The sequence below is a fragment of the Actinomadura vinacea genome, from assembly GCF_039532545.1.
GTDB classification, from domain to species: domain Bacteria; phylum Actinomycetota; class Actinomycetes; order Streptosporangiales; family Streptosporangiaceae; genus Spirillospora; species Spirillospora vinacea.
This window is the reverse complement of sequence record NZ_BAAARW010000012.1, coordinates 537,647-552,766: the sequence shown is the minus strand read 5'-3', so window position 1 is coordinate 552,766 and position 15,120 is coordinate 537,647. Positions and strand designations below refer to the sequence as shown.

15 protein-coding genes are annotated in these 15,120 nt (G+C 70.0%); 14 read left to right on the top strand and 1 reads right to left on the bottom strand.

Annotated features, from left to right (window positions below; genetic code table 11):
• Positions 1 to 7 precede the first annotated feature (7 nt).
• Complete coding sequence (locus ABD340_RS17930) at positions 8 to 1,471, bottom strand: polymorphic toxin-type HINT domain-containing protein (RefSeq protein ID WP_344590117.1); 1,464 nt, start codon at positions 1,469 to 1,471, stop codon at positions 8 to 10.
• A 168-nt stretch (positions 1,472 to 1,639) separates the two neighbouring features.
• Between ABD340_RS17930 and ABD340_RS17925 the strand changes: the two genes are divergently transcribed.
• The 14 genes from ABD340_RS17925 (at position 1,640) to ABD340_RS17860 (ending at position 15,090) form a co-directional block, all read left to right on the top strand.
• Positions 1,640 to 2,494 (top strand): SCO4651 family lipoprotein, encoded by an 855-nt coding sequence (locus ABD340_RS17925; protein WP_344590116.1) that lies wholly within the window; start codon positions 1,640 to 1,642, stop codon positions 2,492 to 2,494.
• A gap of 237 nt (positions 2,495 to 2,731) precedes the next feature.
• Positions 2,732 to 3,208 carry a hypothetical protein gene (locus tag ABD340_RS17920; RefSeq protein ID WP_344590115.1) on the top strand — a complete coding sequence of 159 codons (477 nt, stop codon included), beginning with the start codon at positions 2,732 to 2,734 and terminating at the stop codon, positions 3,206 to 3,208.
• Positions 3,209 to 3,991: 783 nt separating this feature from the next.
• Positions 3,992 to 5,269: a hypothetical protein gene (locus ABD340_RS17915; RefSeq protein WP_344590114.1), complete on the top strand. Its 1,278-nt coding sequence runs from the start codon at positions 3,992 to 3,994 to the stop codon at positions 5,267 to 5,269.
• 60 nt (positions 5,270 to 5,329) lie between these two features.
• Entirely contained in the window at positions 5,330 to 6,052 is a 723-nt protein-coding gene (gene cpaB / locus ABD340_RS17910; RefSeq protein ID WP_344590113.1) for a Flp pilus assembly protein CpaB, read from the top strand.
• On the top strand, positions 6,049 to 7,260 hold the full coding sequence (locus ABD340_RS17905; protein ID WP_344590112.1) for a CpaE/TadZ family protein: 1,212 nt from the start codon (positions 6,049 to 6,051) through the stop codon (positions 7,258 to 7,260). The genes cpaB and ABD340_RS17905 overlap by 4 nt, the downstream gene beginning before the upstream one ends.
• Positions 7,257 to 7,685 (top strand): TadE/TadG family type IV pilus assembly protein, encoded by a 429-nt coding sequence (locus tag ABD340_RS17900; protein WP_344590111.1) that lies wholly within the window; start codon positions 7,257 to 7,259, stop codon positions 7,683 to 7,685. Before ABD340_RS17905 ends, ABD340_RS17900 begins: the two co-directional genes overlap by 4 nt.
• Positions 7,682 to 8,029 carry a TadE/TadG family type IV pilus assembly protein gene (locus tag ABD340_RS17895; protein ID WP_344590110.1) on the top strand — a complete coding sequence of 116 codons (348 nt, stop codon included), beginning with the start codon at positions 7,682 to 7,684 and terminating at the stop codon, positions 8,027 to 8,029. The genes ABD340_RS17900 and ABD340_RS17895 overlap by 4 nt, the downstream gene beginning before the upstream one ends.
• Before the next feature lie 3 nt (positions 8,030 to 8,032).
• Entirely contained in the window at positions 8,033 to 9,352 is a 1,320-nt protein-coding gene (locus tag ABD340_RS17890) for a TadA family conjugal transfer-associated ATPase (RefSeq protein ID WP_344590109.1), read from the top strand.
• The gene (locus ABD340_RS17885; RefSeq protein WP_344590108.1) at positions 9,349 to 10,275 is read left to right on the top strand and encodes a type II secretion system F family protein; all 927 of its coding nucleotides are present in this window, start codon (positions 9,349 to 9,351) and stop codon (positions 10,273 to 10,275) included. The genes ABD340_RS17890 and ABD340_RS17885 overlap by 4 nt, the downstream gene beginning before the upstream one ends.
• Positions 10,275 to 11,168, top strand: coding sequence for a type II secretion system F family protein (locus ABD340_RS17880; RefSeq protein WP_344590107.1), 894 nt, complete (start codon positions 10,275 to 10,277; stop codon positions 11,166 to 11,168). Before ABD340_RS17885 ends, ABD340_RS17880 begins: the two co-directional genes overlap by 1 nt.
• Positions 11,137 to 12,360 carry a sensor histidine kinase gene (locus ABD340_RS17875; RefSeq protein ID WP_344590106.1) on the top strand — a complete coding sequence of 408 codons (1,224 nt, stop codon included), beginning with the start codon at positions 11,137 to 11,139 and terminating at the stop codon, positions 12,358 to 12,360. The genes ABD340_RS17880 and ABD340_RS17875 overlap by 32 nt, the downstream gene beginning before the upstream one ends.
• Positions 12,361 to 12,389: 29 nt before the next feature.
• Positions 12,390 to 13,049, top strand: coding sequence for a response regulator (locus tag ABD340_RS17870; RefSeq protein WP_344590105.1), 660 nt, complete (start codon positions 12,390 to 12,392; stop codon positions 13,047 to 13,049).
• Positions 13,050 to 13,157: 108 nt separating this feature from the next.
• Entirely contained in the window at positions 13,158 to 13,385 is a 228-nt protein-coding gene (locus ABD340_RS17865; protein WP_344590104.1) for a hypothetical protein, read from the top strand.
• A 121-nt stretch (positions 13,386 to 13,506) separates the two neighbouring features.
• Positions 13,507 to 15,090 carry an OmpA family protein gene (locus ABD340_RS17860; protein WP_344590103.1) on the top strand — a complete coding sequence of 528 codons (1,584 nt, stop codon included), beginning with the start codon at positions 13,507 to 13,509 and terminating at the stop codon, positions 15,088 to 15,090.
• The last annotated feature ends 30 nt before the right edge of the window (positions 15,091 to 15,120 follow it).

Sequence of the window (15,120 nt, the reverse complement as noted above, 5' to 3'; positions counted from 1 at the left end):
CCCCCAACTACTCGTTGATCTGCTCAAGGAAGTACTGGTATCCCCGGCCGGGCTGCATGAACGTGCCGTTGTCCCCTTCGCGGATGAGCATGGTGCCGGTTCTGCCATCCCACCAGGCCCAGCGGGGTGTTCCGGACGGCGTCGGACGCATCTTGATCCCCGGCGAGCCCCGCATGATGTTCTCCAGGTATTCGGCCACGTCATCGTCCCTGACTCCCGGAATGCTCCGCTGGTTGGCGTGCGCGGCGATCCTGTCGGCCACCATGTCGACGTTCCCGGCCTGGCTCGCGGGGTCGGGCTGGCCCTTCGACGGGGTGGGCGTCGGGGTGGGCGTCGGGCTGGGCGTGGGCTGGTCGACGTCGCAGCTCTCGCCGGGCGTCGGCACCGGATCGTTGTGGACCAGGACGCCCCGGTCCGCCGCGACGACATGGAACGTGTGCGGGCCGGCGACGGTGAGGTTGTGGACACGCTGGAAACGGGCCCGTTCCTGGGTGGCGACGACCGTCGCGTGCCGACCGTCGGCCGTGGTGAGCCGGTCCCCGAAGACCAGCTCGTCGGCGTCGATCCAGTCTCCCGCGGCGCGCACCCAGAAGGGATGGTCGCCGGTGCCGGTGAGAGTGGTGGTGCGCCCGCCGACCTGGCCGTCCAGGTCGATGGTGATGTCGACCAGCCGCTTGATGCCCGTTCCGCCGATGACGGCGGTGACGGGTTGCGGCCCGCCGCGCCCGGAACGCGGGTCGGCGGCCCAGACGAGGTCGCCGACGCGGACGTGTTCGATCGGTCTTCGCGTTCCGTCGGCCATCAGCACGGGTGTGCCGGGAACGAAGCTGTTGCGCTGCTTGCGCTGGCACGCCTCCAGGGCCCGGTCCAGCCGGTCCCGGGCGTCCTTGCGGCCCTTCCGGGCCTTGTCCAGGCGGCGTTTGAGGTCCAGGAACCGGTCGATCAGCTTGACGACCTTGGGGATGGACTTCAGCAGCTTGCCGATCTTGCCCCAGGGCACCAGGCCGACCAGCGCCCACAGGCAGTCGCCCAGATTGGGGTTCTCGACGCACGCGATGATGTCGCCGGCGATGAAGTCCAGCCCCAGCTTGCCGATCTCGACCAGCAGGTCGAAGTCGTCCCACTCGTTCTCAACGCCCTGGGCGTCCCGTTCGGCCTGGGCGAGCGCGGCCAGGGCCTCCCGGTACTCGCGTTCCTCCGGCGTCTCAGCGTCGGTCGGGGAGCCGCCGGGCGTCCCCGACGGCCCGGGCGAGACGCCCGGCGACCCTGAGGGGGACGGGGCGGCGTCGGTCCGCTCCCGGCCGCCGCAGTCCCGGCCTCCGGCGACCGTGCAGATGCCGGCGCGGATGTCGGCGACGACCTCGTCGGGGAGCGCCACCGCGGTCACCGCCGCGACGATCGAGCCGAACAGGAGGATCACCGCCAGGTAGGACAGCGATCCTTCTCCTCGGTCCCCCAGCCGCCTAAGCACCCAGGCCCCCGCTTCCGCTCCCCGTTCGAACCCGGTAGGGGAGCCAATCAACCACCGGCCGCCGCAGGGCGCACGGGCCCCTGGGCCTAACAAAGACCCAAAAACCGTCCGGAGTGCGGCCTCTCCCGCAAGTCACATTTAGGCTGCGGTGCCATGAGGTGTCTCGCCGTGATCGTCGTCCTCGCGTTCGCCGTGGCCGGCGCGGCGGCATGCTCGGGCGACGGGGGCGAGAAGGCGCGACCCGGCGCTGGGCCGACCGCCCCGCGGCCGGTCCCCGCGGCGCAGCTCGCCGCCGTCACGCTGCCCGGGTCGCCCGGTCCACTGGTGGACGTGATCACGCGGCAGGTGGGGGCCGCCGGCACCGTGCGCGCGGAGCACACGTCGGCCGGCACCGAGGGTTCGAAGAAACTCGAGGAGAGGATCAGCGCTCAGTTGCGGACCGGGGTACGGCCGCCGAGCGCCCAGATGACGATCATCGACCGCGATCCGGCCGGCCCCGGCACGACGGAGGCCGTCGTATCGGGCGGGGTGATCTACACCCGGGTCGACGGTGAGGAGCAGGCTCCGGGCAAGCCATGGGTCCGGCTCTCCCGGCAGGACGCGAGCAATCCCGAGCTGGCGCCGTTCGCGAAGATGCTGGCCGGCTTGGTCGACGAGGTCGAGAGGTCGCTCGCACAGTTGTCCACCGACACCGGCCTCGCCTTGGTCAGGAATGGTGCTTTTACCGGCGCACCTGTCGCGGAAACGCTTGAAGGGCTGCGGGTGCGGCGCTATTCGGGAGTCACCCCTGCGTCGAAGCTGTCCGGAACGGAAAAGGCTTTCCAGGCCCTTTCCAAGGCCGGTCTCAAGCAGATCACCTGGAGGCTGTGGGTGGACGATAAAGGCTTGCCGCGAAAGTTCCAGGCGGACTACAGCACACCGCAGAAGCTGCGGGGATCACAGACGGTGACCTACTCCCGGTGGGGCGAACCCGTCCTCATTCAGACCCCGCCCGCGAACAAGGTCCACAAGATCGGCACCTGATCGAATGGTCGACGTGAGGTGAGTGGGATGATGGTGACCGCAACGAGGGTGGTGTTCTTCGTCCTCGGGATCACCGTTCTGCTGGCCCTTTCCGGATGTGCCGGATCCGGTGGAGAAGGAAAAGGCAGGGCATCGCCTTCCGCGACCACGTCCGCGACGCAGCGGCCGGCGCCGGATGCCGGACCTTCCGTGCCGCCCGCCGGCGGCGGAACCCGTCTCGGTGGTGGCGAAGCCGGGGTGACGATTCGGCTCCCGCCGGGCTGGAAGAGGGTCGACCCCCTCCAGGACGGCTCGCCCGTGGTGCGGGCGAGCTTCGGTCTCGACGGCGACACCGGCCCGTTGATCAGGAACCTGATGCGGCGGCAGGCGCGGCAGGGCACCGTCTTCGCCATCGACGCGTCGGTGACCAACGGGATGGCTCCGCACCTGTCGGCGGGGTGCGACAAGGGTGGTGTCATCGGGGCCGCCTTGGATCAGCTCAAGCGCAAGCAGCGGGCTCTGGCGCCCAACTCACGGATCACCGATCTCACCGTCGGCGGCAAGCCCGGCTTCAAGGCCGCCTACGACTCGGCGAAGAGGAGCGGGCCCGTCAGTGGCCTGACCGTGCGGGTGCCGGTCGCGGCCGACCGGTTCTGCTTCGTGGACATCGAGGCCGCGCAGGGCGCCCTTCCATCCCAGGCCGAAGGGATCGCCACCTCCTTCAAGCCAGCCTGATCGGCCTGGGCGGCGCACTCGGCCGCCGTTCGGTCCGGGTCTCCGGTCAGGCCCAGAGGCCCGTGTGTTCACGCCCGGGTCGCTGGTCGGCTTACGCCTCTTGCCGGTTACTGATTTGGGGGTGGCCCGGTGCTCGGGCCGATGGAGGGTCGTGGCGAAGGCTTGCTCGCGTCCATCGCGAACACCCTTCTCGTGGGGATGACCGTCGCCGCGGTAGTGGTGGCGCTTCCCGGAGGAGACCCATTACCCGAGCTTGTCGAACCCCCCGCCCACTGCCAGTCCCAGAACGGTTTGGGGAACGATTGACTGGAGATGTTTTATGTGTTGACGTGTTAAGGAAAGGCGGCGTTGCGGTCATCGTCACGCAAGTAACTTCAGGGGATCCGCGTGACTACTGATCGTAACGGTCGGGGACGAACTCCGGTTCATCTGCCTTCTCGGCAGGCGCAATCTACGGGTGGTGCACCTCCTGGGTGCGGCGTCCCGTGAAGGGGACGACGTTGTATTGATCATCTTTGCGGGCGTGCTGCGGTTCCGGCCGGAGTCCGGCCCGCGGGTACGGGATCATCGCGGGCCCGGTGATGTCGGATCCGGATGGCGGAATGATGGCCGCATCGAAAATCCGGGGTGTGTGTCAGCAAACATGGTTGAGTTCGAGTTGGCGGGGCGGCTATGGTCAATTTTGAAATGTTTAAATTCCTGCGGCTCGTGTGTCCGGATGGGTAATGGAGAGTTGCGAGTGAGGAAACGGCGCGTGGTGCCCGTCGAGACCGGGACGAGCAGATGACCGCCGTGCTGCTCGTGGGTGACCTTCCGAACACGGGCATCATCCCGGACCAGGTCGCGCCGAGGATCGCCGATTCCGCGACGCCCGAGGCGGCGCTGGCCTTCGTCGATGGCATGGCCGCGGATTTGCGCCGGCATGGCGCGGCGCTGGTCGTCTGCCCGGCGTGGCGTTCCGATTCCGCTCTCAAACTGGTGCGGTTCGCGCGAGGGCTGCTGGACACCGACCGGATAGCGCTGGTCCCGCTCGACCTTCCCCCGCTCGCCCTCTCGCTGGTCGTGGACCAGCTCACCTTCATGGCCCCGCACGTCCGTTCCGGCGTGCTGGTCAGCGTCGCGCAGGTGCTGGCCGACCGCCTTTACGCCGGTGCCTGGGTCAGCAGCGTCGCCAAGCTGGAACACGTCCGCACCGGCCTGGGGCAGCACATGGCCTCGCTCATGCCGGGGAGCGGCTTCATGGTCGCGGCGGGGCGCAGCCCGCGGGTGCAGCGGGTGACCACGGCCAAGCCCCTGCTGGACATCAGCCACCGTCCGATCGACCCGGTCCTCGTGCTGGCCGTGCACGAGAACGGCGATGTGGACTGGCTGCAGAACAGGCTCAAGCCGGAGCTGCGCGCCGTCTCGCTGACGTTCGTCGCCGACCAGCCGCTCAGCTCCCGATATTGGGGCAGCAAGAAGTACGCGGAGTTCGTCGCTTTCAGCGGCAACCCGAGGGACCTGCAGCTGGCCCTGGAGACGCCGAAGTACCGTCCTTGCCCGTGGTGTGAGGAACCGACGGCTCTGCCCGCCTGCCCCTTCTGCCATCGGGCACAGCCGCCCTCGCCTGAACCGCAGGCCCCGCATCAGGTCGCCGCTGAGACGCCGGGCGCGGGCCTGCCCTCCGGGCCCGGTGGGAATGTTCCCGGGGCATTCCCCGTGCCGGCGGGACATCAGCCCGCCGCCCAGGTCCCGCGGCACCAGGCCCCGCCATCTCGGCCACCCGTGCAGGTGCCGCAAGGCCCGGTACCGGTGCCTCTGGCGGCCCCGACGCCGTCCCCGGATGGTCCACCGCCTGTTCCTGGAGCGCCCCAGACGCGCCCGCAGTCCTTCGGCGGCTTCCAGGGGCCGGGCGCCAAGCCCCGACCGCAGGACCCGTCTCCGGCTCCCGCTCCTCGACCGGACGGCGACGGCAGGACACCGGAGACCGTGTTCCCGACCACCGGCCCTGTGGATTCCACGGAGCCCGCACCCCCGAACGGTGCCGGAACCGTCGAATTCCGCTCGGCCCGGAACCGCTAGCCGCATGACTCTGCAGGACGGAGTGACATGAACCCCCGCCAGCGACGTGGTGTGCTGTTGATGATCTTGGCGGCCGTGGGAGCCGTCTTCGTGTTCATCACGGTCATCGGGTACGTCGGCAAGGTCCAGGCCGACGCCGACGCCGCTGTCGGTGAGATGACCACGGTGCTGCAGGTGCAGTCCAACGTCGAGGCGTTCCAGCCGGTGACCGCGTCCGCGGTCAAGCAGACGCGGATACCGAAGAAGTGGTCGACGAACGCCTTCGTCACCAACCTTGCCGATCTCCAGGGCAAGGTGGCGGCCGGCGGCATCCCGAGCGGGGCCTACCTCCAGCAGGGCATGCTTCTGGACGCGCCTTCACTGCAGCCTGGACAGCGCGAGATCGCGATCATGATCGACGCGGAGACCGGCGTGGCGGGCAAGGTGATCAACGGGTCGATCGTCGACGTGTACGCCTCGTTCGACTCCACTCAGAGCGGCCGGCAGGTCACCTCCGCCTGCGCGGTGCGCATCCTCAACCGCGTCCAGGTCATCAATGTCGGCCAGGTGCAGCAGACGCCCGAGACCGGTGGCGGGCAGCAGCAGAACGCCTCCAATCGTCCCAGCTCGGGTGCCGCCGTGCCCGTGACCTTCGCCCTCAACTCCGACGACGCCCTGAAGCTCACCTACGCCGAGTCATTCGCCCGGAAGGTGCGGCTGGCCCTGGTGGGCGGCGCGCAGGACGCCAAGCCGCCGTTCAACCGGCTCTGCGAGACGCCGCAGGTGGGACGGGGGGGCCAGTGAGCATCCAGGTCCTCATCGGCACGGCCGACCAGGAGTTGTCGACCCAGTTGCGTACGCAGATCGCCGAGCTGGCCGATGTCGAGGTCATCGAGGTCGAGACCGCCTCGGGCGACGTGCTCGGCATCGTGAGCTCCCACCAGGAGCTCGATGTCGTGCTGGTCGACGAGCAGCTCGCGCCGCAACCCGGGCAGGAGCTGATCAGGGAGATCGCGATGCGCCGTCCGCACGTCGCGGCGGTGCTGGTCGCCCGGAGGGTCGACGAGGACGTGCTGTCGCGCGCGCTGGAGGCGGGCGCGCGCGGCGTCCTCGGGCGTTCGCCCAGCCTGGAGGAGCTGAACTCGAGGCTGACCTCGGCCGCCGAGTGGTCGCGCGGGATGCGCCGCTGGCTCGGCGCGGGACAGGCCGCCGGGGAGATGGGCGGACGCAGGGGCCGGATCGTGGCGCTGGCCGGGGCCAAGGGCGGCACCGGGGCCACGACGCTCGCGGTGCAGCTCGCCCTCGCCGCCGCGGCGGCGGGCCGGACCGTCTGCCTGGTGGACATGGACCTGCAGACGGGGGACATCCCCACCTATCTCGACATGGTCCACCGGCGCAGCATCGCCGACCTGGTCGGCGTGGCCGACGAGCTCACGGGCGCGATGCTCGCCGACGCCCTGTTCGTGCATGAGGCGGGCCCGCACGTGCTGCTCGCGCCGGCCGAGAGCGAGCGGGCCGAGGATGTGACCCTGCTGGCCGCACGGCAGATCCTCGGGGTGCTGCGATCACGCTACGAGGTGGTCATCGTGGACTGCGGCGCCTTCATGACCGAGGCGTCGGTGTCGTCCGCGGAGATGGCCGACCAGGCCGTCATCACCGTGACGCCCGACCTGCCGTGCCTGCGGGCGGCCAAACGGCTGGCGGGCCTGTGGGAGCGGCTGCGGGTGCGCAAGCGGGACGAGATCTCGGTGGTGATGACCCGGCAGAGCCGCAAGAACGAGATCCAGCCCGACTTCGCGGCGCGGATCCTGGGCATGCCGCTGCTGCGCACGACCGTCCCGCCGGCCTTCCGCGCCCTGGAAAAGGCGATCAACAACAGCGCGATCGGCCGGGTCGAGGACGACGGGTTCCGGCGCGCGATGACCCAGCTCGGCGAGGAGCTGGGCGTCCTTCCCACCCCCACCGGCCCCGGAGCAGGCGGTCTGCGGCGCGCCAAGGCGGAGGGGACGTGAGCGGCCCCGCCCGCGGCCGCGACCCGCGCTCGGACACCGGCGCCGTGGAGTTCACCGGCATCCTCCCGGTGCTGCTCACCACCTGCCTCCTGGTGTGGGAGGCGTTCGTCGTCGGCATGTCGGCGACCTACACCGGCCACGCCGCCAACGAGGGCGCCCGCGTGGCCGCGGTCGGCGGCGATCAGGCGGAGGTCAAGGAGGCCGCGGTGAAGCGCATCGCCGGTGCCTGGGCCGAAGAGGAGAACATCCTGGTCCGCTACCCGACCGGGGACCTCTGCGATCCGGCCAAGGTGCCCCAGGTCGACGAGGACTGCGGGCACGTGCGGGTCGACATCAAGGTGCCGCTGCTGTTCCCCGGCGTCATGCTGCCGATGACGGTCAGCGCGCGGACCAAGGTCGTGTACGAGCAGGAGGGCGCGCGGTGACCAGGGACAGGGGGAGCGCGGCGACCGAGTACATGTCGATGATCGGGCTCTTCCTGTTCGTGCTCATGGTGTGCTTCGAGGTCTACGCCGGGTTCACCGCGGTGGAGAAGGTGGAGGACGCCGCCCGCACCGGGGCCCGGGTGGGCAGCATGCGGAGCGTGGCCGAGGGCCAGGCCGCCGCGGAGGCGGTCATGCCCGCGTGGATCAACGACCATTCCGTGCGGGTGTCCCGGGTCGGCGACGCCGTCCTCTGCGAGATCGACGCGACCGTGCCCGTGCTGGCCAAGGGGGTTCCGATCGACTTCTCGATCACGCGCAAGGTTCAGATCCCGGTCGGAGGGTGAGCGATGGGACTTCGGAACAGGCTGGAGGCCAAGGACGGCACCGGCAGGCAGACGGCCGGTGCGAACGTCGCCCACTGGCGGGCGCGGCTGCTCGAAGAGATCAACCTCGATGATCTGGCGGCGCTCGATCTGACCCAGCGGCGGGCGCGGCTGGAGAAGGTCGTGGGGCACATCCTGACCCGCGAGGGCCCGGTGCTGTCCACCCGCGAGCGGGCGGTGCTGATCCGCCGGATCGTCGACGAGGCGCTCGGCCTGGGGGTGCTGGAGCCGCTGCTGGCCGATCCGACGGTCACCGAGATCATGGTCAACGGGCCGGACGACATCTACATCGAGCGGGCCGGCAATCTCACCCGCCTGGACGTCGGCTTCGCCAGCGAGGGGCAGCTCCACCAGACCATCGACCGGATCGTGGCGCAGGTCAACCGGAGAGTGGACGAGTCCAGCCCGATGGTGGACGCCCGGCTCCCCACCGGTGAGCGGGTGAACGTCATCGTCCCGCCGCTGTCGCTCGTCGGACCGGTGATGACGATCCGGCGGTTCCCGCGCGCGTACCAGATGCACGAGCTGGTGAGCCGGGGGTCGCTGGACGGGCCCACCGCGGAGCTCCTGTCGGCGTTCGTGCGGGCCCGGCTCAACATGGTCGTGACCGGCGGTACGGGCAGCGGCAAGACGACGTTCCTGAACGCGCTCTCGGGGTTCGTCCCGAGCACCGAGCGCATCGTCACCATCGAGGACTCGGCCGAGCTCCAACTCCAGCAGGAACATGTGGTCCGGCTGGAGTCCCGCCCGCCCAACATCGAGGGCGAGGGCGCCGTGACCATCCGCGATCTGGTGCGCAACTCGCTGCGCATGCGTCCCGACCGCATCATCGTCGGTGAGGTCCGCGGCGCGGAGACCCTCGACATGCTGCAGGCGATGAACACCGGCCATGACGGCTCCCTGGTGACCGTGCACGCCAACTCGGCCGAGGACGCCGTCTACCGGCTGGAGACGCTGGCCTCGATGAGCGAGGTCAAGATCCCCTACGAGGCGGTCCGCGACCAGATCGCCAACGCCGTCGATGTGATCATCTTCCTGGAACGGGCGGCCGACGGGTCCCGGCGGGTCAAGGAGATCGAGGTGATCACCTCGGGGCGCAGGGAGGACATCCGGCTGACCGGCATCATGCGTTTCGAGCAGGAGCCGGTGGGGGGCGACCGGGTGGTGCGGGGGACGTTCGCGCACTCGCCGCTCCCGCGTGAGCTGGCCGACCGCCTGCTGCTGGGCGGCGAGCCGATTCCACCGATGTTCGGGGTGCGGGCCGGAAACGGGAGCGCGCCGTGAACCTTCCCACGATCGTGCTGCTGCTCGCCGCCGTGCTGATCGCCCTGGTCTGGGCCGCCTTCGAGTTCGGCCGCGGTCTCGACCAGCGGGCGGAGCTGGCCACCCGTGGCGCCCGCGGGTACGAGGAGCGCCGGATGGCCACGTTCCTCGACCGGTCCGACACCCGCCTGCGCCGCACCACGCTGGGCCGGCAGGTGCATCGCCGGCTGATCGCCTCCGGCGTGCGCGTCCGCCTGTCGGTCTTCGTCTATCTGCTGAGCGGCATGAGCCTGGCCATCCTCGTCCTGCTGGGGCGGTTCCTGTCGCCGCTCCTCGGCGCGGTGCTCGCGGCGGGCGCCTGCGGTGCCGTGTTCGCCTTCCTGCGGCACCAGGAGGACCGGCGCCGGGAGGAGTTCGTCGGGCAGCTCCCCGAGCTGGCCCGGGTGCTGGGGAACGCGACCTCCGCCGGCCTGTCCATCCGCACGGCCATCGAGATGGCGGCCGAGGAACTCGACGATCCGGCGCGCACCGAGCTGGCCCGCACCGCCGAGGCCCTGCGGCTCGGGCAGTCCTTCGACGAGGCGATGACGGACCTGCGGCAGCGGCTGCCGTCGCGTGAGCTGGCCGTGCTGGTCAGCACCCTGGTGGTGGCCTCGCGTTCGGGCGGCTCGCTCATCAGCTCGCTGCGCAACATCGCCACGACGCTGGAGCAGCGCAAGGAGACGCGCCGCGAGGTGAAGACCATCCTGGGCCAGTCGGTGGTGGCGGGCTGGGCGATCGGCGGCATGGGCGCGCTGATGCTGGTGGGGATCGCCGTGTTCAGCCCGGCGACGCTGGAGCGGATGACCTCCTCGTTGGCCGGCCAGTTCATCCTGGTCGCGGTGCTGGCGATGTTCTCCTCCGCGGTGCTGCTGATCCGCCGGATGACAAGGATCGATGTGTGATGCCGCTGATCATCGCGTTCGCCGCCGGGCTCACCGTGCCGCTGTTCGTCTGGGGCTGCCACTTGCGGAGCCTCGGCCGTCCGGCCGCCGCCGACGCCCAGGTCGTGACGAGGAAAGAGGCGAAGAAGGAGCAGTTCGGGCCGCTCGGCGACATCATCAATCCGCTCGGCCGGCCACTCGCCCCGCTGGTGCTGCGGATGATCTCGCCGTCCGGGCGCGGCAGGCTGCGGCAGCGCATCGAACGGGCGGGCCGCCCGGCGGGGCTGACGATCGAGGGATACGCGCGGAACAAGGCCGGCAACATCACGGTCTACGGTGTCGCCGGCCTGTGCGGCATGATCACCGACCATCTCTTCCTGGGCACGGGCCTGCTGGTGATCGGGATCATTCAGACCGACATCGTGCTGTGGAACCTCACCCGGGAGCGCCAGGAGGAGATCCAGCGGTCGCTGCCCGACTTTCTCGACGTGCTGACCGTGACCGTTTCGGCCGGGCTGGGGTTCCGGCACGCGCTCCGGCGGGTGGCCGAGAGCATGCCGGGCCCGCTTTCGGACGAGATGATGACGGCGTTGCGGCAGATGGAGCTGGGCTCGCCGTTCCGCACCGCCTTCGAGGATCTGCGGCAGCGCAACGACAGCGACGCGCTGACCAGCTTCGTGACGGCCATCCTGCAGGCGGAGGAGCTCGGCGCGCCGCTCGCCCGGGCGCTGAACGAGATCAGCGTCGACATGCGCCGGGACGCGTTCCAGGGCGCCCGGCGGCGTGCGCAGCGCGCCGATCCCCAGATCACCATGATCGTCACGTTCCTGATGGTGCCCGGCATGATCCTTCTCATTGTCTCGATGCTGTACTGGGGGAGCGGTGCCAAGCTCGGCGAAATCTTCGGCGGCTGACGGCCTCAGCGGCATCGCCGGCAGGCGGGTCGGCACGACCTTCCGCCTGCTCATGCAGATCCGGATCCTGCTGGCCGTGATGTCCATGCTCCTGACCCCCTACCACCGGTACAGCGTCAGCATCATGGTCGTGGTGGTGGGGGTGGCCCTGCTGTCCTGGCTCGGGCTGACCGCCTGGGAGCAGATCGTGCCCTGGCTGCTGGCCTATCCGGTGCTGATCGGGATTGATGTCTGCGTCGCCTACGTGGTGCTGGTCGCCGGGGGCGTGCTCGGGCCGTTCTTCCTGTTCACGGTGGTGACCTCCGCGGTCGCGGGGCTGCTCTACGGCCGGCTGGGCGTGACTCTGGTCTGCCTGCTCCAGGTGGCGGTGTACTACGCGGCCGCCGCGAGCGCCACGGACGTGGTGGTGAGCTTCCAGACGGTCGTGGCGATGCCCGCCTTCCACCCCATCTGCGCATACCTGGGGGCGAAGGTGCGCGGGGTCTTCGACGAGCACGAGTCCCTCTACCGCGCGCGCGGCCGGGCCGAAGTGGCGGCGGCCGCGGCCGAGGAGCGCGCCCGGCTGGCCCGCGAAATGCACGACTCGCTGGCCAAGACCTTGCGCGGCATCGCCATGTCGGCGGAGGCACTGCCGGTCTGGATGAGCAGGAAGCCGAGCCGCGCGCAGGAGGAGGCGGCACGCATCGCCGCCGCCGCTGAGATCGCCTCCCGTGAGGTCCGGGAACTCATCGCGGGCCTGCGGGAGGACATCGTGCAGCAGCCGATCGACTCGGTGGTCGGGGCCATCGCCGCGGGCTGGTCGGTCTCCACGGGCGTGCCCGTCAGCGTCCGGGCCGAACCGGGCCTGGAGCTGTCGCTGCGCACCCGCTACGAGCTGGTGGCGATCCTCAAGGAAGCGCTGGAGAACGTCGTCCGGCACTCGGACGCGTGCGCGGTGAGCGTCCGCTGGCACGACGGGCCGTCGGGCGCGGTCCTCACGGTCGCCGACGACGGGCGGGGTTTCGCGATCCCCACGGACGTCCGCGCGCTGGTCGGTGAGGGACATTACGGACTGGTCGGCATGCGGGAACGGGCGGCGGCCGTGGGCGGGGAGCTCATGGTGGAGTCGCGCCCGGGCGAGGGCACCACGATCTCCGTCGTCCTGCCGCTGGCCGAGGAGGGGCGGCGGCTTCCAGATCTCGAGGTGGCGTGAACGGAGCGGGGGCGAGGGGAAGGAAACCGATGTCTCTCATCAGAGTGGTCGTCGCCGATGACAATCCCGTGGTGCGCTCCGGCCTCGTCGCGCTGCTGGAGGCGCGCGGTGAGGCCGAGGTGGTCGCCGAGGCCGGGGACGGCAGGGAGGCGATCGAGCTGACCGAGCGGCTCCGGCCGGATCTGGTGCTCCTGGACGTGCGGATGCCGCTGGTCGACGGTGTCACCGCCCTGGAGACGCTCCGCCGGCTGACCCGGGTGCTGATGCTGACCTACACCGATGACGCCGAGGTGATCCGCGCCGCGGTGCGCAAGGGCGCCAGCGGCTATCTGGTCCATGGCACGTTCACCGCCGACGAGCTGGCCGCCGCGGTACGCGACGCCGCGGGCGGGACGGGCAACCCGCTCTCCTCGGCGGCCGTGAGCGCGCTGATGGCGGCGGTGCAGGAACCGTCGCAGGTGAACGTCGCCCGTTCCGCCGATCATGTCCGGTTCGGGCTGTCGATGCGGGAGGCTGAGGTCATGGACCTCATCGCACGGGGCCTGACCAACCGGGTGATCGCCGCCAAGCTCTTCCTGACCGAGAAGACGGTGAAGAACCACGTCAACCGCATTTTCGCCAAGATGGCCGTGGACAACCGGGCAGCGGCCATCGCCCGCTGGCTCGGCACCGCCGGCGGGGACCGGTGATGGGTCCGCGGAATGGGCCTGAATTGGGTCTGCAGGCCCTACGGCACCCGTTCCCGAAGCCGTACCTTCAATTGAAGCGAACGGATCGGGAAACGCGGAAGGTGCGAAATGGACCAGATTCAGATGGCGTACGCGTGGCTCGGTGCGCGCTGCACCCTGACCAAGGAGCGCATGAAGGAGGACCGCGGGGAGGGCCCGGTCTCCTACATCGCGGTTATCCTGCTGATCGCGGTCATCGCCGGCGCCTTTGTCAATTCGGGAATCGGCACGGATATCGTCACGTTCATCAAGAACGCCATCCAGAAGGTATTCAACAAGGGTGGCGGCAGCGCCTGATCCGGTCTTTCGCCCGACAGTTCAGGCATGCCCAGAGGGCTGGAGAGATCCAGCCCTCTGGGCATTGTCGTGTTCCCGGAGGCCGTTCCGACCGCCGGTTGGAACCGGAAGGAGATCGATAGTGCGGTTCCCTCGAACGATGAGCGGCAAGGGCGCTCCCGCCGGGTCTCTCGTCCGGTTCGCAGCCTTCGCCGTCTCGGTATCGCTCGTGCTCGCCGCTTGCGGGGGTTCCGACGACAAGGGCGGCGGCCCGCCCAGCGGCAGGCCCCCGGGTCAGGGCGGCGGTCAGGGCGGCGGTCAGGGGAGCACCGCTCCGCTGCAGTCGCAGGTCATCATGCAGAACGGCAAGGTGCGGGTGGACCTGATGGCGTTGGAGCGGGCGTCGGACAAGGTCGTCATCGCGCGGATGCGGGTGGTCAACCAGGACGCCGGCGCCTTCTCGTTCGGCCATACGCTCAGCGGTCTGGCGCAGGCCACGCCGGCGCAGGGAGTGCAGCGGGATCCGAACGCGATTTCGGCCATCACCCTGTTCGATCCGGTCAACTCGCGGCGCCACTTCCCGCTCACGGATCCCGGAGGCAAGTGCCTGTGCACGCGGTACCTGGGCACTCCGCAACTGGGGGCGGGGCAGTCGCTTGATCTGGTGGCCGCCTTCCCGGCTCCGCCGGCCTCGGTCTCCAAGCTCGGTGTCCTGTTTCCCAACGCCGCTCCCTTCCTGGACGTGCAGGCCGCTGCCAGGCCTGGCGCCACCCTTGCGGTGGAAGGCGGTCAGCAGATCGATCCGGCGCGGACACAGACGGCGCCGCCGCGGATCCTGCAGGTGTCGGCGATCAGTGAGAACGCCACCGGCGTCGAGGAGGACCTGGGCGACGACCTGCGGGTCCGGGTCTCCTCGGACGTGCTGTTCGCGCTGAACAAGGCCGATCTGACCCCGCGTGCCCAGGGCATCCTGAAGGAGGTCGCGGGGAAGATCGACCGGTCACCCGGAAATTCCGTCAAGGTCGACGGATACACCGACAGTTCCGGCAACGACGGCATCAACAACCCGTTGTCCCAGCGGCGGGCGCAGGCCGTCCAGGCGGCCCTGCAGAAGCTGGTGACCCGCCAGGGGGTCACCTACCAGGCCGCCGGGCACGGGTCGGCCGATCCCGTCGCCCCTAACGAGTCCGAGCGAGGCAGGTCGCTGAACCGCCGCGTGACGGTCTCCTTCGCGCGCCCCAGACCTGCCACCCCGCCTCCGGCGACGTCGGCGCCGTCCGGCAACGGCAAGACGGTGCTGCGGATCCAGGGCACCCCACCGGCGGGGTACGTCGGTGGCTGGCCGCGCAATGCCAGGGTCGAGATCAGCCCGCTACGGCGGCTGAGCGACGGTTACGCGACGCTGTCCTGGACGGTGGTCAACGACGACTCCACCGCGCTGCAGGCGGACGGCGTGTTCAAGGGCCTCAGCCTGGAGGAGGGCTACTACGAATTCGGCGGCAACGGGGTTGCACTGGAGGCCGGAAACGTGCGTTACCGGGTGCTGCGCGACGCCCAAGGCAACGGGTTCAGTTCGTCGTTCGCCGTGATGGATTCGCAGACCAAGCAGTTGGCTCAGGGCGAGGCGCTCACGCTGACGGCGGTGTTCAAGATTCCCACGGAACTTCCGTCCGTCACGGTCGACATCCCAGGTTTCGGCAAGGCGCAGAACGTCCCGGTGCGGTGACGGCACAGCTTGTGACGGCCGAGGCCCCCT